This window comes from Sphingobacterium detergens (assembly GCF_003610355.1).
In the GTDB taxonomy this organism is placed as follows: domain Bacteria; phylum Bacteroidota; class Bacteroidia; order Sphingobacteriales; family Sphingobacteriaceae; genus Sphingobacterium; species Sphingobacterium detergens.
In genome coordinates, this window is the sequence record NZ_RAPY01000001.1 from 1,578,828 (window position 1) to 1,598,237 (window position 19,410).

20 protein-coding genes are annotated in these 19,410 nt (G+C 39.4%); 10 read left to right on the forward strand and 10 right to left on the reverse strand.

Going from position 1 to position 19,410, the window contains the following annotated elements:
- The first annotated feature begins 18 nt into the window (after positions 1-18).
- Positions 19-639 carry a hypothetical protein gene (locus DFQ12_RS06845; protein WP_120258213.1) on the forward strand — a complete coding sequence of 207 codons (621 nt, stop codon included), beginning with the start codon at positions 19-21 and terminating at the stop codon, positions 637-639.
- A gap of 12 nt (positions 640-651) precedes the next feature.
- Positions 652-1,053 (forward strand): DoxX family protein, encoded by a 402-nt coding sequence (locus DFQ12_RS06850; RefSeq protein ID WP_120258214.1) that lies wholly within the window; start codon positions 652-654, stop codon positions 1,051-1,053.
- Between the two features lie 152 nt (positions 1,054-1,205).
- Here DFQ12_RS06850 and DFQ12_RS06855 read toward each other — a convergent pair whose 3' ends face one another.
- Positions 1,206-2,726: a glycoside hydrolase gene (locus DFQ12_RS06855; RefSeq protein ID WP_244211689.1), complete on the reverse strand. Its 1,521-nt coding sequence runs from the start codon at positions 2,724-2,726 to the stop codon at positions 1,206-1,208.
- Between the two features lie 160 nt (positions 2,727-2,886).
- Between DFQ12_RS06855 and DFQ12_RS06860 the strand changes: the two genes are divergently transcribed.
- Positions 2,887-3,312, forward strand: coding sequence for a DinB family protein (locus DFQ12_RS06860; protein WP_120258215.1), 426 nt, complete (start codon positions 2,887-2,889; stop codon positions 3,310-3,312).
- 67 nt (positions 3,313-3,379) lie between these two features.
- Here DFQ12_RS06860 and DFQ12_RS06865 read toward each other — a convergent pair whose 3' ends face one another.
- Together DFQ12_RS06865 and DFQ12_RS06870 are read right to left on the reverse strand one after the other, a co-directional pair.
- Complete coding sequence (locus tag DFQ12_RS06865; protein WP_120258216.1) at positions 3,380-3,832, reverse strand: GNAT family N-acetyltransferase; 453 nt, start codon at positions 3,830-3,832, stop codon at positions 3,380-3,382.
- Between the two features lie 91 nt (positions 3,833-3,923).
- Entirely contained in the window at positions 3,924-4,913 is a 990-nt protein-coding gene (locus DFQ12_RS06870; protein ID WP_167457206.1) for a GlxA family transcriptional regulator, read from the reverse strand.
- 134 nt (positions 4,914-5,047) lie between these two features.
- On the opposite strand from DFQ12_RS06870, the gene DFQ12_RS06875 reads away from it, so the two are divergent.
- Together DFQ12_RS06875 and DFQ12_RS06880 are read left to right on the forward strand one after the other, a co-directional pair.
- A complete protein-coding gene (locus DFQ12_RS06875; RefSeq protein ID WP_120258218.1) occupies positions 5,048-5,500 on the forward strand; it encodes a DUF1569 domain-containing protein in 453 nt (150 codons plus the stop codon).
- Between the two features lie 159 nt (positions 5,501-5,659).
- Entirely contained in the window at positions 5,660-6,193 is a 534-nt protein-coding gene (locus DFQ12_RS06880) for a hypothetical protein (protein WP_120258219.1), read from the forward strand.
- Between the two features lie 7 nt (positions 6,194-6,200).
- On the opposite strand, the gene DFQ12_RS06885 is transcribed toward DFQ12_RS06880, so the two are convergent.
- Positions 6,201-6,410: a hypothetical protein gene (locus tag DFQ12_RS06885; protein WP_120258220.1), complete on the reverse strand. Its 210-nt coding sequence runs from the start codon at positions 6,408-6,410 to the stop codon at positions 6,201-6,203.
- A 257-nt stretch (positions 6,411-6,667) separates the two neighbouring features.
- Between DFQ12_RS06885 and DFQ12_RS06890 the strand changes: the two genes are divergently transcribed.
- On the forward strand, positions 6,668-6,862 hold the full coding sequence (locus DFQ12_RS06890; protein WP_120258221.1) for a YqaE/Pmp3 family membrane protein: 195 nt from the start codon (positions 6,668-6,670) through the stop codon (positions 6,860-6,862).
- A gap of 70 nt (positions 6,863-6,932) precedes the next feature.
- Here DFQ12_RS06890 and DFQ12_RS06895 read toward each other — a convergent pair whose 3' ends face one another.
- Both DFQ12_RS06895 and DFQ12_RS06900 read right to left on the reverse strand, forming a co-directional pair.
- On the reverse strand, positions 6,933-7,712 hold the full coding sequence (locus DFQ12_RS06895) for an alpha/beta fold hydrolase (RefSeq protein ID WP_120258222.1): 780 nt from the start codon (positions 7,710-7,712) through the stop codon (positions 6,933-6,935).
- 45 nt (positions 7,713-7,757) lie between these two features.
- The gene (locus tag DFQ12_RS06900; RefSeq protein ID WP_120258223.1) at positions 7,758-8,186 is read right to left on the reverse strand and encodes an SRPBCC domain-containing protein; all 429 of its coding nucleotides are present in this window, start codon (positions 8,184-8,186) and stop codon (positions 7,758-7,760) included.
- A 269-nt stretch (positions 8,187-8,455) separates the two neighbouring features.
- Here DFQ12_RS06900 and DFQ12_RS06905 point away from each other — a divergent pair, with 269 nt between their 5' ends.
- Complete coding sequence (locus tag DFQ12_RS06905; protein WP_147420346.1) at positions 8,456-8,905, forward strand: hypothetical protein; 450 nt, start codon at positions 8,456-8,458, stop codon at positions 8,903-8,905.
- Positions 8,906-9,085: 180 nt separating this feature from the next.
- On the opposite strand, the gene DFQ12_RS06910 is transcribed toward DFQ12_RS06905, so the two are convergent.
- The gene (locus DFQ12_RS06910) at positions 9,086-10,243 is read right to left on the reverse strand and encodes an Atu1372/SO_1960 family protein (RefSeq protein ID WP_120258225.1); all 1,158 of its coding nucleotides are present in this window, start codon (positions 10,241-10,243) and stop codon (positions 9,086-9,088) included.
- A 243-nt stretch (positions 10,244-10,486) separates the two neighbouring features.
- Between DFQ12_RS06910 and DFQ12_RS06915 the strand changes: the two genes are divergently transcribed.
- The gene (locus DFQ12_RS06915; RefSeq protein WP_208642456.1) at positions 10,487-16,123 is read left to right on the forward strand and encodes a DUF3320 domain-containing protein; all 5,637 of its coding nucleotides are present in this window, start codon (positions 10,487-10,489) and stop codon (positions 16,121-16,123) included.
- Between the two features lie 7 nt (positions 16,124-16,130).
- Here the strand turns inward: DFQ12_RS06915 and DFQ12_RS06920 are convergent, their stop codons facing one another.
- The 3 genes from DFQ12_RS06920 to DFQ12_RS06930 form a co-directional block, all read right to left on the reverse strand.
- Positions 16,131-16,493: a DUF7674 family protein gene (locus DFQ12_RS06920; RefSeq protein ID WP_120258227.1), complete on the reverse strand. Its 363-nt coding sequence runs from the start codon at positions 16,491-16,493 to the stop codon at positions 16,131-16,133.
- Between the two features lie 191 nt (positions 16,494-16,684).
- Positions 16,685-17,056, reverse strand: a complete 372-nt coding sequence (locus DFQ12_RS06925; RefSeq protein WP_120258228.1) for a hypothetical protein — start codon at positions 17,054-17,056, stop codon at positions 16,685-16,687.
- A gap of 185 nt (positions 17,057-17,241) precedes the next feature.
- Positions 17,242-17,733, reverse strand: a complete 492-nt coding sequence (locus tag DFQ12_RS06930) for a hypothetical protein (protein WP_147420347.1) — start codon at positions 17,731-17,733, stop codon at positions 17,242-17,244.
- A 206-nt stretch (positions 17,734-17,939) separates the two neighbouring features.
- Between DFQ12_RS06930 and DFQ12_RS06935 the strand changes: the two genes are divergently transcribed.
- Both DFQ12_RS06935 and DFQ12_RS06940 read left to right on the forward strand, forming a co-directional pair.
- Positions 17,940-18,626 (forward strand): SMI1/KNR4 family protein, encoded by a 687-nt coding sequence (locus DFQ12_RS06935; RefSeq protein WP_147420348.1) that lies wholly within the window; start codon positions 17,940-17,942, stop codon positions 18,624-18,626.
- 66 nt (positions 18,627-18,692) lie between these two features.
- Positions 18,693-19,334 (forward strand): DUF4272 domain-containing protein, encoded by a 642-nt coding sequence (locus DFQ12_RS06940; RefSeq protein WP_120258231.1) that lies wholly within the window; start codon positions 18,693-18,695, stop codon positions 19,332-19,334.
- Positions 19,335-19,410: the final 76 nt, after the last annotated feature.

The following is a 19,410-nucleotide window of genomic DNA, read 5'->3' on the forward strand; positions in this document are numbered from 1 at the left end:
TAATTCAAACGAGAGAACATGAAGACAATAGCTATTACACTTGCACTTTCTACCTTGGTTGCTGTGGCGACACATGCTCAGCAACTATCCTATACACCTGAGGTCGTCCTGGGACATCGTTCATCCTTCTATATGCATCACGTCAGTTACAAGATCAGTGACAAAATAAAAATCAACAATCTATCGCTTTTTGACACAGAATATACAACCGATAAAGAAAACATCTTTTTTATCAGAAATACGGCTTCCTATACGGTTAGTAAACGATTCACATTGAATGCAGCTTTTGGAATGAAAAATCCCGGAGCCTTCTTTAGCGCGTTTGTACAATATCGCGTGAGCAAGCCTACCCAGTCTTTTTCTTACGCTATAGGCACTACCTATCAAAAAGGATTTACGCTCGAACAGTCCTTATCATTTGAGTATACTCCCTATTTAACCGCACAGAAACAGGCCTATTTCAGTGTACTTGCTATCGGTAATGTAAATACCAAAATGTACCAGCGTGGACTTCAATTTATACGGCTGGGCTTAAAACAGGACAAGCTTATGTACGGACTGGCATCCAATTTTGACCAATTTAATAACAGTAAAAAAACACTGGAAAATATTGGCGCTTTTGTAAAACACAACTTTTAAAATAATATTATAATGAAAAAAAATCTTGATTTAGGCATTTTAATCAGTAGAGTAGCTATTGGCGGTCCCATGTTGGTGTACGGGATCAATAAGTTAATCCATGGCATCGGGTTCATTAAGGACATCATCGTCAGCATCGGACTTCCCTCCTTTTTTGCAAATGGCGTATTTGTCGGCGAAGTCATTGCACCGATTATGATTATCCTTGGTCTACGCATACGTTTGGCGGGTGTAGTATTCGCCATTAACTGTCTTACGGCGATTTGTCTCGCCCAAAGTAGTAATATCTTTAAATTGAATGAATTTGGGGGCTGGGCGGTAGAGCTTTTGGTTATCTACATGCTGATTGGGCTAAGTTTTCTATTTATGGGGGCAGGTAAATATGCCGTTTCGACAAATAATAAATGGGATTAATCGCACTGCATTAATTCGAAAGCAGAAATGGGCTGTCCAAAAAGATTTCGGACAGCCCATTTTCTTTCATTTTATTCGTCCCCCCTCTTACACACATGCACTACTTAGGGGATGTTTTTACTCTTCGGATTGCTTCTTTTCTGCTTATATCCTTATTGTTTGGTTCCTTCGAGAGTCGACACACTCTTTGCTGGAATAGTTAAGCTATATACCCCATTTGCCGTTGGCGCAACCATACCGGCAAGTCCCCAATGCCCTGTACTGGTCGCTGTAGTCTGATAATTGGATAATTGTCCCCCTACAAAGCCTGACAGATTGATATCCAACGGGACACTACTGCTACCTGTATTTGTCACGACCATCGCAAATTTACCTGTTTGCGGATCTTTATACGCGGATATCAGTAATCCGTTGGCATTTTGTACCGCCACATTGATACGCTTGTAATTAGCTTTAATAAATCTGGAATAATGCCCCATCACGTCATAAGCCTTGGTAAATTCCAACGAACCATCACTTCGTGTACAGATCAAGGCCTCGTTATTTTGGAATGCGAGCATCCCTAGCCAGAAGACATAAGCGCTGGCATCACAATCTGCCAGCAATTTGTGCATATTAACGGCAAGCTTCAATCCACCTTCAATTCCAGCATCGTAGTTTCCACCATCGTCCGATGCTTCAGTTACCCACATGGGTTTACCGCCAGTGGAAAATGTCCACTTTGATGGGCTTTGGTTGAAACCTCTTTTTCCGCCGATCAACTCAGTAATTTCAACATAACCATGTCCTGCCAGAATATCGACATTACTCCTGTCCATTCCAGATAGGAAGGTGTTGGCTGTACCCCAAGCCGCATTTTCAGAAGCGATGATTTTGGTACTTTGCAAACCTTCTTCATTTAAGGCTGGTCTGAGGTTGTTAGTGACAAACTCACCAAGTTTATTCGAAGCCCAATAAGATGCATCCCAATCCGAAAACACATTTTCAGGTTCGTTCGTTGGCGATATGGCATTAATTGTGATCCCTTCATTTTGATAGGCTTTAGCAAAACCAGCCAGATAGCGGGCAAATAGCGTCGATGAGGTATTCAGATTAAGTCCATTAAACCATTTACCACTGATACTATTGGGATTCGTCTTCATATAAAGCGGCGGTGTCCAGGTACTCGCGATAATAACGGGGACCTGAAATCTTTCCTTCGCTTTTTTTAGAATCCATAGCTGTCCCAGGTGCTCCCGCGCATCTGCCGAGAGTGCCTGATAAGCCGGACTATTCACTGCGACATCGATATCAACCCCTGCAGGCTTAATGGTCACCACCCTATTCTGTTGATTGAATGGGTAGGTATGTAATACCTTGCCGCGCAATATATTCAACTTCAAACCCGAATTACCCCACAGATAGTCCAAAATACTATCTCTCTTCGGAGATTCAAAGAAAGGAACAATACGCCCCCCGAAGGCACCAAAACCGTCTATTTTTTGACGTTCCTGGTTCCATTCCACAACAGCATTTGTCGTTACTGCGGCAGCCTGCGCATTTAACTGATTCAAACGATTCACCGCATCATCTTCATTCGTCGATAATACCTGCTTTTGACAACCCGTCAACCATAGGGATGCCATTAATCCAAAACAAGAGATGGATTTAAAAACAAATTGATTTCTGTTCATAAATTTCTATTTATTAATTTGCAATAACAGTTTATCTCTAAATACGACTTGCGGTAAAATTGTTTTGTCAAATTTCAAACAAAGTATTTATTTTTTGAAAAATTAACAATCCTTGCAATCGCTTAACAATAAGCTATTATCATATTAACATTCAATAAAAATGAACGATTTTATAGAAGACTTTGAAGTGCTCATAGCTACTTTCCCGACCGAACTATCGGCCATTGATACCATAGCATTTAGTGCAAAGCCAGTTCCAGAAAAATGGAGCAAGAAGGAAATTTTAGGGCACCTGATCGATAGCGCCATGACAAACTACCTCCGGTTTATCAGAGCACAATCTGAAGAAAACCCACAGATCTTTTACACACAGGATGACTTTTGTGAAAATGCAAATTATCAGCAGTCAGAAACTAAACAGCTGCTTGATTTATGGTTAGCGCTCAACAAGCAACTTTTATTTCTATTCAAGACTTTGATTACTAAAAGCCTGACAATGCGAAAATGTAATGATCTAACACTTGCCTTTTTGATGGAAGATTATGTAGCCCACCTCAATCATCATCGTCAACAGATACTTTCTTAATCATAAAATAGCTGAAAATGTCTAGTCCATAAAATAATCTAATGATATGAACTAGACAAAATACAGTTTACTTTTTACTCCACCAATGGTAATAGTTGTGAAGTCCATCGTATTCAAAACCGCAACGCGGGTATAGCGTATTGCCAATGTCATTTGTTTTTTCTGTTTCGAGCATTAACCCGCAGGCACCGGTTTCAGCACACCATTCTTTGCTCTGATCGATCAGTGCAACTGAAAGTCCCTTACCACGATAATCTTGGTGGACAAACAGATCGCTCAGCAACCATTGCATTTCTAACTTAGTGTAATGAAACAGTTTATACAATTGTACAAACCCCACGGCTTTACCGTCAGCCAGGGCTAGAAAAACAATTGATTCGTCCTTCAGAAATCGCTCTTTTAAAAACGTCTTCCCTTTTTCCAGATCAGATTCCTGACGGTAAAAAATTCGATAAAGGTTAAACAATTCTGCGGTTTCGTTCAAGTCGTCAAGACTGGCTCTTTTAATTTGATAATTCATTTTAGTAAATATTTTGATTTATACAGGCAAAAATATTCGTAAAAAGAATCCATATTATCATCCAGATTTGAGATGCCGGATAGTCCAGTCATTAAACTTCCTCAAATTGGCCCTTGTATCTGTTTCTATAATCTATGGGTGTCAATCCGGTTATTTTCTTGAATAAGCTGCGGAATGTTTTTAAGTCATTATAACCGATACTATAGGTAACATCAGCTATATTTGCATTCCCCATTTCCAATGCTTTTTTTGCGACCTCTATCTTTGTCCGCTGTATATATTCTATCGGATTCAATCGGGTTGCATTCTTAAATCTTCGAATAAAATTTCGTTTGCTCATATTGACATGGTCAGCAATCTGTTCAACCGAAATATCTGCTTTAATTTTCTCTTCGATATAGCTTTGCGCCCGATGGATATCTTGATCATCGTGAAGACGTTGCCCCGAGAAAACTGAAAATATATTCTGTGAGGTACGACCATAATCCAATGCATAGAACTTACTGAGTTCGATGGCGATTTCCTTGCTACAATTTTTTTCTATAAAATAGAGCATTGCATTTAATGCCGAAAAACCACCTCCGCCTGTAATAATTGCTTTGGAATGAGTGACCACATGATCTGGTTTAAACAGGATCTTGGGATATCGCCTTGCCAGATCCGTTATGGCGTCCCAGTGCGAGGTTGCTGGCATTCCATCCAACAATCCACTTTCGGCCAAAAAATAGGCTCCGGTGCACAGACTGATCACTTCCGCCTTGCGTTCATATTTATCTCTGATCCAACCGATCAACTCCCAATTGTCATCTAGAAATGATTCAATCTGCCCAGCGGCGATATTCATGGGGGGAATTATAACCACATCCGTTCGAGCGACCTCCGCTAGTATTCTCGTACAATAAAATTGGATCGGGAGAATGGACTGCACCGTTTTTGTACCAACCCCAATTAATTCAATCTCAAATGGTATCGGCATCCCCCTTTTTAAAGCAGCTTCATTTGCGCTCATGAGTAAAGCGACCGTAGTTGATACGGCCGTAGATAATACATTGTTATAGATAATGACTGATATATGTTTCATCCGTAAATATTTATGTACACCGTTATTTTCTCTCTTAAATGTACACATAATTTTGGCACGAAAACCACCCTCAAATGTCATTTTTACGTGGTAATGGTCGGCCATATCTGCCCTAACTTTACAAAAAAAACAAGATGAAAACAATATTCAATAACTCAGAAAGAGCAGAACTGATCGAAAGGATCGAGCTCCTTACCCCCAATAACACAGCACAATGGGGGAAAATGAATGTGTATCAAATGATCAAACACTGTACAATCTGGAATGATTGGGTGCTTGGCCGGAATAAACATCATTACAAACAAGAATTTCTTGGGAAGATATTTGGGAAAATGGCCCTAAAAGGTATGATAAAAGACGATAAGCCACTGAAAAAAAATGTGCCTGCGGGAATTTTCGCTGTTAAGGACAATATGGGGCAGGTTGATGCCGCCCAGAAAAAAAATTGGATGGAGCAAATTGAATCCTATGGTCACTATTCAAATCCAGATTTCGTCCACGATTTTTTCGGAAAAATGGAAACGGAACAAATTGGCATTTTTGTGTATAAACACATGGATCATCACTTGCGACAATTCGGTGTATGATCGAATATAAAATCTTTTCAGACGAATTGTAAATGTAAGACGTATCGACTGTTGCACACGATTATATTTACGAAATAATCTGTCGTTTTACATTACTACTGATCAATGAATAGGTTGATTACGTGAAGTAAAAAATAGATCTTCATTTATAAGGAGCTTATGGTTAATGAGGTGCCGTCTGAAAAGATTTATTATCATCCAAACTGGAAAAGAATCACGATCGCTGTTATTTTAGTTCTCATTGGAACAGGAACATTATGGGTAGACATGGCTCCTTTTTGGGGATCAATACCATGGCTACCTTTAAAGTTGATATGTATCCTGATCGGGTTTTGGATGTTAAAGAACAGCAAAAAAGCCGTTCGGGCGAAAACAGATACAAGGGGATTTTATTTCAAAAGAATGCCCGCAAGACATGCGTTCAAAAAAGCCATGGCTGACCTCGATTTATTGGTGTTTGTTCCATTCGTACAAATTGTCAACATCCGGATTACTGCAAGTATCTGGGAAGGGACAAGACTTGAACTAGAAACTACACAGGGAAAAGAGATACTCACGATGTTAAACGTGTTGAGTAGAAAAGAGAAACAGCAGATCTATCAAACTATCAAAAGATTTGGTATAGCGAATGTGGTCAAAGCCCAGGAGGAAAAGGGGAAAATTGATTACATTAAAAAACCTGCTGTAGATTAGTTCCCTTTTAACTGAAGTTGTCCGATAATAGCTGATCTACATCTTCCCTAATTTCTTCGGGCAACATCAGGTAAACCGATGTTTTTAAATTCTTTCTACTGGCCTCTCCTTCTATAAAAATGTTCCTAAATCCTTCATTGAGCCATTTTCCGTCTTCTTCCAAATAAGCTTTATATTTATTGTCCAAAATCTCAATAATGTTTTTGCTCTCTTTCATGTGTTCCGTCATTTATCTTATTGTAAACTGCATCTAAAAATATTCGACAGGGGAACATCAACATTGGTGCCACTCCTGCCCCGAATTTTCAAAAGAGGATTGGAAACAGAAAATTTTAAGATTTCTTAACATCTTCCGCGATTTGCTTTCTTCCATATTATTGTCGATTTTTGTTGTGTACATTTAAGCTATCTGTATAACCAAATGAAAGGATCTTGTTTTTGGTTATTATACAGTTCTTTTATAAATCGTTTGATATGATATTGATTGCAGTACTACTTCCTTGGTTATCCTTCTTTTTAAGAGGCAAAATATTCAGTGGAATTATTTGTTTAATCCTCCAAATTACTATTTTGGGCTGGTTGCCCGCAGCAATATGGGCCGTTGCTTCACGTGTTGATGGCAAAAATCAACAACGCATACGAAGTTTGGAACGTAGTATGCGCCGTTAACTATCTCATCTGCTGTACTAATGTACTAAAATCGCCTCAACCCAACGAATAGGACTTGAATAGGAAAATGCTATTCGGCCTCAAGGAATTTTTGAATCTGAAGGACAGTAAAATCAATTAACTCTTTATCTATTTGTCCATTAAAATCTTTCATCATATAATTACCATGATTAGCGGGTAGAACCATGAGCCGTGCATTGGGAATCTGCTGTTGCATTTGTGCCAAATGCTGCCCTTTGACCACGTCCTGATCTCCTCCGATCAGAAATACTGGGCAAGCTAAGTTTTCTAAGGTACCCGGTTCAAAATCCTGAAAATTTATCATGCGCTGGCTATCCTTTTCATACATATTTTTAAACTTTTCAGGATCCGGATTCAATTTCAAAAAATTTTCTTTCAAATAAGGCGGCATAACCTCAATCGTAGAAGCTGACATGCTATCAAAAAAGCCATCTAACAAGCCCTCTCTTTTGGTGTTACCCGAAGCAGCAATCAATTTGTTTACCCTATCCGGGAAAAGAGAAGCGAGTTTCAAAATGGTCGTTGCGCCATTACTGAAGCCTAAAAATGAGGCTTTTTCGATCGCAAGGTAATCCAACACCGCGATAATATCCCTTGCATCCTGTTCAAATGTTTCCGGAACGGCCCTATGCTCCGATCGACCATGATTTTGCATATCCAGCAAAATCAATTGATAGCGACCTTTCAATCGGATCACCGTTTCCTCAAAATCAAAAAAACCTGAGGAGCCACCGCCGTGGATAAGCACTAGTGGCTTTCCGGCCCCATATATTTCATAGTATAACTTTATCCCGTTAGCGGCTGCATAGCCTGAGTGATTGTTCAACATGCTCATTATTCAATTTAATTAGTTTCGTCTATTAAAGATCTAGATTTATCTGCTTTCTACAAATTTTTTAAAGTTGATCAGAACGGCGTCGGTGAAATTTTGCTGAAGATCCAGTGGCGTCACCGCGTCTGGTTCAAACGTCTCCCTTATAATCGTATTATTATCGATAGCCTGAAATTCAACAATACAGTTTCTTCCGCCACTGGTACTTTCAATATATTCTAATGGGATAATACGATCATATACCCCACGATAATCAAAGCCTTCATGATCAGCCCGTCGTTCCATTCGAAAATTAAATTGCCCACCTTCCCTAAAATCGTTCTCTACCTCCGGACAATGCCAATCATCGAATGGAATATTCCATTGTCTTATGGACGCTGATCCGATCCAGTGTTCCCAGACATCTTCGAGCGGTTTCTCCACCAAAACAACTGAAACAAGTTTTTTTTCCCCTGAGTTTGCGTCTTCCATATGTTATATTTTTAGATTAAATACGATCCGTTTATTCATTTCTACCGCCTATTGAATATATATTTCAAATAACTGCTTTCAGCCGGCATAAAGCGATGGTTGACCCGCAATATTAGCTGCAATACAATATTAATAAACAGCGTATTAAATTAACTTGCCCTATGACAATATTTACGGTTCACTTAATTTTTTTTAAACAAAGGGATCAATTTGACAAGTATGGTATATTTATTGCAGTGCAGAACAAAACATATAAAAAACCGATTAAAATGAAAAAAATAGCATTTTTAGCACTATGTGTTATCCTATTTGCAGGATGTAATAATGCACAGCAACCAAAATCTGCTGAGAAAACAGACAGTCTGGCCAAAGAAGAAACACCATCTATCGGCGGAGATAAGGATGAACATGGATGTCTTGTTGGCGCAGGCCAAACCTGGAGTGAAGTTAAACAGGGGTGTATTCAGGTCTTTAATGTAGGAACACGTCTGAATCCTGTTGATGTTAAAGAAGGCGATGCTATCATCAGTGCATTTGTTGTCGCTAATGATGATAAATCTAAAATGGAGTTATTTTTACCAGACGACAATAAAACAACGATTATTTTGGATAAAACCGAAAACAATACATACCAAAAGGATACCTATAAATATGACGCTGATAAATCAGATTTATATGTAAATGGTGCAGTAAAATATAAAGGTGAAGTTAAAAAATAACATCCCTGAAACTTTATAGGACATATAAGGTAATGCCAATGTTTATCACATTGGCATTTTTTTATTGTCTATTTTATAGCGCCGTTTTTTTATTCAGGTATCAATAGCTCGCTGCACCCGGTTTATTGGTCAGAAAGGTCCCGCAGTCGATTTTCACAGCGATCTATCACTCACAGCTAGCTATTCAATTTCGAAGACCGCCTGTATCTCTACTGATGAATTTACAGGTAAAGATGAAGCTCCAAAAGTCGCCCGGGCATGTTTCCCTTTTTCGCCAAAGACCGTAACAGCAAGATTGGATGCCACATTCATCAGGTCGGCATGTTTACTATAATCGTCTTTCGTATTGAAAATTCCGGTTAACTGTACACAACGTTTGACCCGGTTTAGCTCTCCACCGACCGCCTCATTAAGAACAGAAAGTACATTAAGCATTGTTATTTCAGTCGCTTCCTTCACCTCCTGCTCACTTACACCGGCCCCTAATTTTCCGGGTTTAAATATTTTACCATCTTTGAGTGCCACCTGATTGATAAAGACTAAATTTCCGGAACGGACATAAGGTTGATAATTCCCCGCTGGTTGGGGCACTTTTGGAAGTACAATATTGTTTTCCCGTAAGCGATTATGGATTGCTACCACATCCGGATGAGCTGGGCTACTTTTTTTATCAAGAACCTTATTTTCCCTAGTACCCGCTAGCGCTAGGGCAACCTTCGCAAAGTTCATTCCCTGCAGCCCGGCCAGATAACGCTCACTTTTGCTTGGTCTTTCGGTAGCTGTCAATGAAGCGAGACTTGTTGTCCCCAAGACTGTATTTCCCTGTGGGATGGATTTATCTATTTTGTCATTCCCCATAATACCGGTAGGAACCAGAATCATCCCATGTACCGCTAGGCTATTCCAGAATGACTGCAATGCCAATTCTTTTCCAGCACCACTCCCTGCAGACATAAATACTGTAGCGGGGATGCCCTCCAAAGCATGCTGGGACCATAGGTCTACTGTTTTGGAAAGGAACTCGCTCATTGCTGTACTTATATTACCAAAATAAACAGGTGATCCAAATGCAATCCCGTCATAATTAGGCAGTTCTTCTACTGTTGCCACAGCAAGACTACTCAGCTTTGGATCAGAGGATGGTTTCACCAGTTTAACCACAGCCTGTACCTTACCATTGTGTTCAATACCTTTTGCAACTTCCTTGGCTAATTCATACGTTCCGCCTTTATCGGAATGAATAAGAACCAAGACCTGTGTTTTATGAGCCTGTGCCATGACAACATTGGTCAACACAGCTAACATTACTCCAATAAGGGAGGCATATAATTTTTTCATTTTAAATCACTTATTAAATCTGACACAAAATTAAAGATGCCTCCTTTATATATTTTGCCAAAAATTACACTCAAAACGACAACTAGAAATAGCGTATAAAGCAATTGGGAGTATATAAATTTTCTATATCTTTAAACTAATATATTTTTTTTTAAAATGATCGAAACTAATGCTTGTTTTCAGGTTGCAATAGAGAAAGCTTCTCACTTTAATTATAGCTTCTGTTTCCATAATCTGTCGCTGGTGGAAAAAATTAAAATCACCGCGGTTACAAAGGATATTGAACAGATAAAAATTGAGATTACTTCTGAAATCGGATTGTTCAGCCCCTACACATTTTATATAGACAGGTTTTTGGAAGGAACACCAGTGACAGTGGAAAATTTAGCTTTCGACTACAACATTCCATTTATCCGGAATCTGGTAGAGAAAGATTTGGATACGCTTACCTGTACGATTTATTCTAAAAATGAAATCTTATATCAGCAAAAATTCACCGTAAACGTGTTACCGATGGATTATTTTGGCGGATTAAGTAAGTACCCCGAGTTATTGGCTTCTTACGTTTTGCCCAATCACGATATCATCTATACGATTAAAGCAGAGGCGGTCAAAATTCTTGAGAAAAACAGGTTAACGCCAGCGTTTTTGGGCTATCAATCCGATAGCAAGGATCGTGTCCTGCAGGAAGTAATGGCCCTATATCAGGCTATTTTAAATATCAATATTACATACAGCGCCATGCCTGCAAGTTTTGAAACTGAAGGTCAACGTATTCGTCTGGTCGATCAGATCTGGGAAACGAAGTTTGGAAACTGTATCGATATCTCGCTACTATTTGCAGCCTGTCTGGAAGCTATCGATCTGAATCCAATTCTTATTGTCACTCAAGGGCATGCATTTATAGGCGTTTGGCTCAGCGACCAGCGACTAGAAGCTGTTGTCAATTATGATCAAGCCGCTATTTCAAAACGGATCGCACATGGTATTGATGATATCGCTTTGATCGAATCTACGCATTTATGCCGAGGAAATGCCTATACCATGCGGGAAGCAATGAACATCGCCGAAACGCAGCTATTACATGCCAACAACTTTATTTTATCCCTCGATATCAAACATGCCCGTTCGCATGGGATCCTTCCCTTACCTTTTACTGGAAAGGACGAGCTGAACAACGCAGCATTAAAGAATACCACTGGATCAACCAAAAAACAGGCTATCGATTATTTTAATATCGATGACAACAAACTGGATCTCGTTCTCAGTGAAGTCAAAGATTTAACAAAACAAAAAATCTGGGAACGAAAGCTGCTTGATCTTTCACTCAGAAATAACCTATTGAACCTCCGGTTCACTAAAAGTATGTTGCAAATAGTGGATCTGAAAACAGATCTCTTGGAAGATCATCTGTCAAACGGAAAATCACTTACCATACATCCCAACAACAGTCAAGAGGTTTTACGTCGTTACAATCTTTATTTAGAACCCTTACATTCTTCCGAGCCATTATTCAAGCTTGCTGACGACGAATTCAGATATAATCGCCTGCTGACACTTTATCATCAGGATGATCTGGATAATATCTTAACACACCTGTACCGCAATGCGAAATTGGCCGAAGAGGAAAATGGAAAGAGTACCTTGTACCTGGGAGTCGGTTTATTGAAGTGGTTTGAACCCAAAACAAATCAACAGCCTAGACTTGCCCCCATCCTATTGATTCCTGTTGAATTATCACGCAGATCTGTCAACACCAAGTTTACGCTCCGAAGCCGTGAAGAAGAGGCCATGATCAATATTACATTGTTGGAATATCTCAAACAGGAATTTAAGCTTAACCTTAATGCCTTGGAAGTGCTACCGATGGATGAGTCAGGGGTCGACGTACAAAAAGTATTCGCCATTTTAAGAAAGTCTATTTTAAATCTGGAAGGATGGGATATTCAGGAACAGGTTGTCCTTGGTAACTTCTCTTTTAACAAGCTTATTCTATGGCAAGACCTAACCAAATATGCAGAAGAAATTAAAAAAAGCACCATTGTAAAGAGCCTGATTGATGGGCGGCTTTCGGATCTATTGGATATCACCGGTGATTCGGAAAATCTGGAGCAGCTCCCCTCTTCCTTGTTGACATTACCCATTCCAACAGACAATTCCCAGCTTGAAGCTGTACGTCACTCCAATGCGAATAAAAGCTTTGTATTACATGGCCCTCCAGGTACCGGCAAATCCCAAACCATCACCAATATTATCGCAAATGCACTAGCGAATGACAAAAAAGTGCTTTTTGTCGCTGCTAAAAAGGCGGCTTTGGATGTGGTACATCGCCGTTTGGAAAAAATTGGTTTAGGCTCCTTCTGTTTAGAGTTACACTCAAATAAATCTAAAAAATCAGATGTTCTACGGCAATTGGAACAGAGCCTGGAAACACCCAAGTATCAAAGCCATATCGATTTTCAGGAAGAAGCACAACGTATTGATCAGCGCAAAGCAGCATTAAGTCAATATGTTGACTCCTTACATCAGCCCTTTGCAGTGGGTTGGAGCCTGTATGATTCCGTTTCGTATTTAGACAGTCATCATATCGAAATCAACACGGACTGGTTGCTATCCCTGCAACTGGAACATATTGACAAAAAGACCTGGAATAATTGGCAGGACTGGGCAATCCCCTTCGGAGAGTTAACGCATAAATTACCAGCGATTGACAAGCACCCATTGCACTTGATCCACTTGAAAGATCAGAACTTTGCTCACAAAAATAATATCGAGAAATCTATCGAAGATTATATACAGGCAGACGCTGAGGCAACGAAAGCCCTCTCGGATCTGCAATTGAATCTCACGAAGAATTGGATCGAAAACAAGACCTCGCTATATTCACTTCTCGAAAAGATCACGCACTTTTCGGCGCATCAGACCATCGTAAATGTCTACTTTGATGTTCGTCAAAAGAATTTACTTGATCATTGGGTTGAACTGCAAAGCCAAAAACAGACATTAGAAAACGCGCTTGTTACAGATTTTGGCAACCGAATATTTACGACAGACTGGAATCTGATTGAATCCACATGGAATCAGTCAAAACATTCCTGGTTTCTGCCCAAATGGTTGAAACAACGTAAAGTAAAAAAATTCTTAAATGGTTTTGCCACAAACAAAATTACTTCCGAACAGCAGGTTGATCAGTTCTTTTATCAGAAAAATTCCTTCGATCTGGTCTCAAAGAATTTAGCGGAACCGCAATTCTATCCGATAAACGAGGCGACGAGTTATTATCTCATAGGCAATACCTATAATTTAGCTACGCTGCAACAGCATCAGCAAGAACTGCGGGCATTCAATGAACTGGCGCAACAGCTCAAATTTGAAAACTTTCAATCTTGGTTAAACTATATACTCGCACATATAGATCTAAAGTTGAGAATGCCTATCCTTATTTTAACGCTCCAACATTACGCAGATAAGCATCAGGCCATTTCGGCATTTTTAGTTCATATTCCAGAAGTCGAGGTTTTAAATCAAATAAAACAAAATTTAGATCAACTTGAAGACTGGATCCGATACAATTATTATAAGGATCAGGGCATAAAGCTGGGACTATCCTGGTTGATTGATCTACTTGAATCGAACAAAATCAATAAAGATGCACTGAGCATGGATATGGAAAGTGTATTGCATCTCAATTACTTTGTAAATTCTTTGGATCAGTCCAGCATTTTAAATGGTTTTGATGCAGCTGTATATGAAGCACAGATTTTACAATACAAGACACTTCATCAAGAGTTTACCCGATTGGTACGGGAGCAATTGGTTTTGGAGCTCAGCAACAAAATCCCGAATCTCTCCCAAGAAGCAGTTCATAGTTCGGAAATTGGAATCTTACAACGTGCGATCCGAAATCGAGGACGTGGAGTCAGTATCCGCCGTTTATTTGATCAGATTTCGACCTTACTTCCGCGACTCAAACCCTGCATGCTGATGAGTCCGATTTCGGTTGCCCAATATTTTGATGTAAATACCGATCATTTCGATCTGGTTATTTTCGATGAAGCATCGCAGCTACCGACATCAGAAGCAATCAGCGCCCTTGCCCGGGCTAAACAGGCCATTATTGTGGGGGATCCAAAGCAAATGCCACCAACGAGCTTCTTTGCCAGCAACAAAATTGATGAAGATCATCTGGAATTAGAAGACCTGGAAAGCATCCTGGATGATTCCCTTGCCTTGTCCATTCCATCGAAATACCTATTGCGTCATTATCGCAGTAAACATGAAAGTCTTATTTCTTTCAGTAACTCCAATTTTTATGAGAACAAATTGTTGACATTTCCTTCCCATGACGATCAGGATAAGAAAGTAAGTTTTCAATTTATCGATGGTCATTACGACAAGGGGAAAACCCGAACAAACCTAAAGGAGGCTGAGGCAGTGATCCAATATATAAAACAGCATTTGGAACATCGTCCCCATCGTTCATTGGGTGTGGTCACTTTTAGTCAAACCCAGCAGAATTTAATTGAAGATTTGTTGCAGTCATTATTCTCAGCGCATCCCGACTTAGAAGAAACGGCACTACAGGGTGATGAGCCTATTTTTATTAAAAATTTAGAAAATGTCCAGGGCGACGAACGTGATTTTATTCTATTTTCCATCGGCTACGGCCCAGACGAAGATGGCAAGGTATCGATGAATTTCGGTCCTTTGAATCGTGATGGCGGTTGGCGCAGACTCAATGTTGCTGTGACCCGGGCCCGATACGAAATGCGTGTTTTCTCTTCGCTAAAGGGAGATCAGATTGATTTAAACCGTACCAGTTCGGCTGGTGTGGAGGGACTAAAAGCCTTTTTGAACTTCGCTGAAAGAGGCGTATTGCAGACAGCTGAAGCAGTAGCCCATGATCAGGAAAAATATACGCTCATCCAATCGATCGCGAAATATTTAGACCAACAGGGTATAAAAGTGAAAACAAATATCGGTACCTCGGGCTATCGCGTTGATATTGGTATTGTGGATCCGCTGCATGCTCATCAGTATATTTTGGGGATATTGGTTGACGGGAAAAACTATTTCAATACACAGACAACCAATGACAGGGAACTGCTGATTCCGAATGTGCTGCAATCACTGGGCTGGAATATTTACCGCATCTGGACCTTAGACTGGATAAAAAACAGAGATAAAATACTGAATGCCATTAAAGCGGAAATTCAACGCATCGTAAACGATACAACGGCAAAAGAGCCTATCATCATCGATGCTTCTCAAGCACAATCGAAAACCACCCTTTCAGTGCTATCCGATGATGCCATTGTTTTATCTAAAATGAAACCTTATGTAAGTGCCAAAGTCAATCCAATGACAACAGCAAGTCCAGAATTAATTTATGATGTGGCCTATCGAACGGTATTGAGCGATCAGATCCTGAAGATCATCCGTACGGAATCTCCAATCAGTCAAAACCATCTCTTTCGCAAGGTGCTACGTTTATGGAACACCACAAGAGCCACTTCAAAACTTGTGCAGTATCTAACTGAACTGACGAGAAAATTGCCCGGAGTAAAGGAGGAGCTTTACCATCAAATTTTTTATTGGGATCAGGAACAATCGGCCACAGCGCTGACATATTACCGCGACAATAACCTTGAAAAACGAGCGATCGAAGATATTGCACCTGAGGAAATAGAGATCGCACTTATCGAGGTCATGGACAACAGTCTCTCTCTATTAAGAGAGGATCTTGTACGCGCTACAGCCAGAGCTTTTGCTTTTTCTAAAACCGGTGCTCAAATTGATAGCATTATCAATACTTCAATTGATAAACTACTCCAACAGGGCTATTGGAAATCAATAAATGGGAGAATTGTTTTGATATAGATCAGGTTTAATAACCTGATCTATACAGTTGATTGATGTAAGCGGTATAAATTCCGATGGGAATCTTGCCAGTCACCGTTCCACGCAGCGATTCGGGGCAGGCTGTCAAAATACTGTCCAATGAGAAAACAAATATATTCTCCACTGCATTTTGGAGTCTCCGCTCCCCTTTTTCGTGCATGTATTCCATCAGATGCAGTGCTTTACCTAACTCATCCTCGCGTCCCTGCTCGATCATCTTTTCGATATACGATGTAAGGATGCGGATTGTTGTGATTGGATTGCCAGCATTTTCTGGCTGCGAAATTTCTGTTTGCGCCAATGGTATCACCGAAACAATGATTTCCTGAGCTTGCTTTATATTCATCATATATTCACTTTAAGCGGTTTAAACATTATTGTTATACAATAGCTTTTTATAAATCCGATATTAAATATCACCGGCAGTCATCCGAACTTCGGCCCGCAATCGATTTTGATTTGCAATCGGTTATACAAGCCTACTCTATGATTACATTAGTTATTTTCATAGGAATAGTATTCGCCAGGTTTGTTTTTCTCTTAGTCATTCCTACCTTCTGGAAGAATAAGCTGCTGTATCGAAAGCGGCAAACGAGCCTCCAGGTGACTCCATTCAATCGTGTTACATGCTTTTTTAAATCTGGAGAAGGTCTTTGGGAGTAATCCGTTTATTACAATCTGGAGTTCTGAAGTTCCGCGCTCAAGTACATAAGCCACGACCTGCATGACCCATTCAAAACGGCGCCAATCTTTGGCATAAATGACATCCTCCGCAAACTGAGATATGACATTGACAATATTTTTGTAGTCCTTTTTAAGTTCGGTTTTCCTGAGTCTAAGATTCAGCTCCGGGATTACAGCGGCAACAAAATCCACCGTCTGTCCTTCATCCATTTTTTTTCTTGCTTCCATTGCATTGTTTTTATGAATACCTATTATTCATTGTTACTGGCATAAGCCAAACAACATTCCAAAACAAAAAACAAGAAATAACAAACTGAAATACAGCTCTATAAATTTATTTTACAAAGTTTTTAATAAGAAAAATGATATCAAAATGAAAAGGTTATTCTCAAATTGGGATAAATCGATCTCCTTTACATTGTCCAAAGACTCCATTTCGATTTTATTGCGGCGGGGTTTACTTGCGCTATTTTCTTATAAAATTTCACAAAATCTTTATTCCATAGGGTATAGTTATGCGTAAACTTAAATACTATTTTATGATTGTCAGCCCCATTGATAATGACTTGCCAGACCCTTTGATTTGTGATTGTTATCGAAGTCTTGCTCAGCTCGATGATATCCGTTAGCGGGAAAACCGCCTTTCTCTGCTGTTTATTATCAATAGCATAAAAGTTTATATCATCAAAATAGAGATCTTCATCACTGACAAGATTATCTTCCAAGCCAAACAGGAAAGGACGGGATGAAATCTTTCTGATCTCTTCTCCTACCAAATCAGTTGAAGCTTCATAACTGATCTGATTATTTTTAGGTTTAAATCCAGCAGTATACTTCCTGAAAATTAGGCTAAATAGTACAATGAATAGCGCAAAGCCTATCAAAAATATAAGGTATAAATACATTCTTCTCTTTATTAAACGAAACTTGTCTTTCACTCTAGACATCAAAAAAAACGTCTAAATATGTAATGCAATAATTAATTAGCAGCATAAAATTATCAAATTTAATCCAATATGCAGATTTTTATAGACGACAGCGAAATAAGATGGGCCGGAGGTTTTATTTTGCTGCTGAATTAACTATTTTAGGTACTGTAAAATCAAAACCGATGGACTATTTAAATAAGATAAGGAAGTTATTTGCTTTAGAACAGGATGGTATTGACGGATATAGCGAACTAGAGATCCAGAAACTTGAAGAAAAAATAAATTTCGTTTTTCCTAAAACTTTACGGACATATTATCAGACTTTGGGCGCAAATAGTAACATCAATTATTGCTATAATCGATTACTTAGCCCCGAAGATGATGTAACGCTATTGGATGGTTATCTACCCATCTATGAAGAGAATCAGGCTGTAGTCACCTGGGGAATCAAAACGACAGATCTATCTTTGGATAATCCGCCAGTGTATGCAAATTACGATACCGCATACGATTCAGACTGGGAGCTAGAAAAAGCACATGTTTCAGACTTTTTGCTGATGATGGCAATCTACAATGGTACTTTTGGAGGTTTACGCTATTATGCCAATTGTCTTCATACGATTCCATCCACTATGGTGACTGCTGTGGAATCTGGTTGGGAATTAATTCCGGAATTGAGTGTTGATAACCAAAAAATATTTACCCGCGATTATACGGATGTTATTAGCCTTTCTTTTGATGGCAACGGCGTATGTCAAGGGGCATTTGTCGGAACAATGGATCCGCAACTCTTTGACAATATACTCGAAGTACTTGATGTTGATTGGTCTTACATTTCATTTGAAGATGAAGACGAAGATGAAGATTAAAGCAGCTATGTATAAATTTTCAGCTGAGAAATCCGGCTATTTAAATAAAAATCATTGTTAAAAAGTATGACTATAGAAGAAAAGAATGCCATAAAAGAGGCGAATATCAAACAAATTGAGGCCAAAAATTACCGCTTTACAGCTTGGCTACCAGTTTTAGAGGATCCGAATACCAGAAGCATTGATGCAGTAAGAGGGAGAATGTCTGTCATGAATGCGTTGATCAATATATCCTTTGAAGCTCCTGTAGAAATTATCAGGAACTGGATCGACCATCATGGTCTGAGCAAACATTTATCGAAATGGGAACAGGAAATTCTACAAAAAGATAACGATGCACTTTCAGACCGTGAACTTAATTCATTAAGATGGTACCTTGAGGGGCTCTGGGCATTGATGTGGGCAACTGAATTAGTCGATAATCTGGATGAAACCGCATGGTGTGGCGACCATATGGCCTCCTTGTTACCAAACCTCGAACGCAATGAAAATAATGAAAAAATTGATCGTCTGTCGTCGTTAAAAAGTGGAAATGAAATTTACGCCATGCTTGATTTTTATTACCGCTTACATTGGTACTGTGTCGATGAGAGGCTAAAGGGAAAACAAGCATTGATCAATGAAGGACTCGTCTATGAGCGCCGAAAAGCATTGGAGTGGCTTATCAACAAAGATTCAGATTGGGATGATATCGAGATGGGAACATAAAAAATCACTCAATGCTTGTCATTGAGTGATTGATAAGCGGCATAATATGCCGCTATTTTTATAATAAACAACAGTA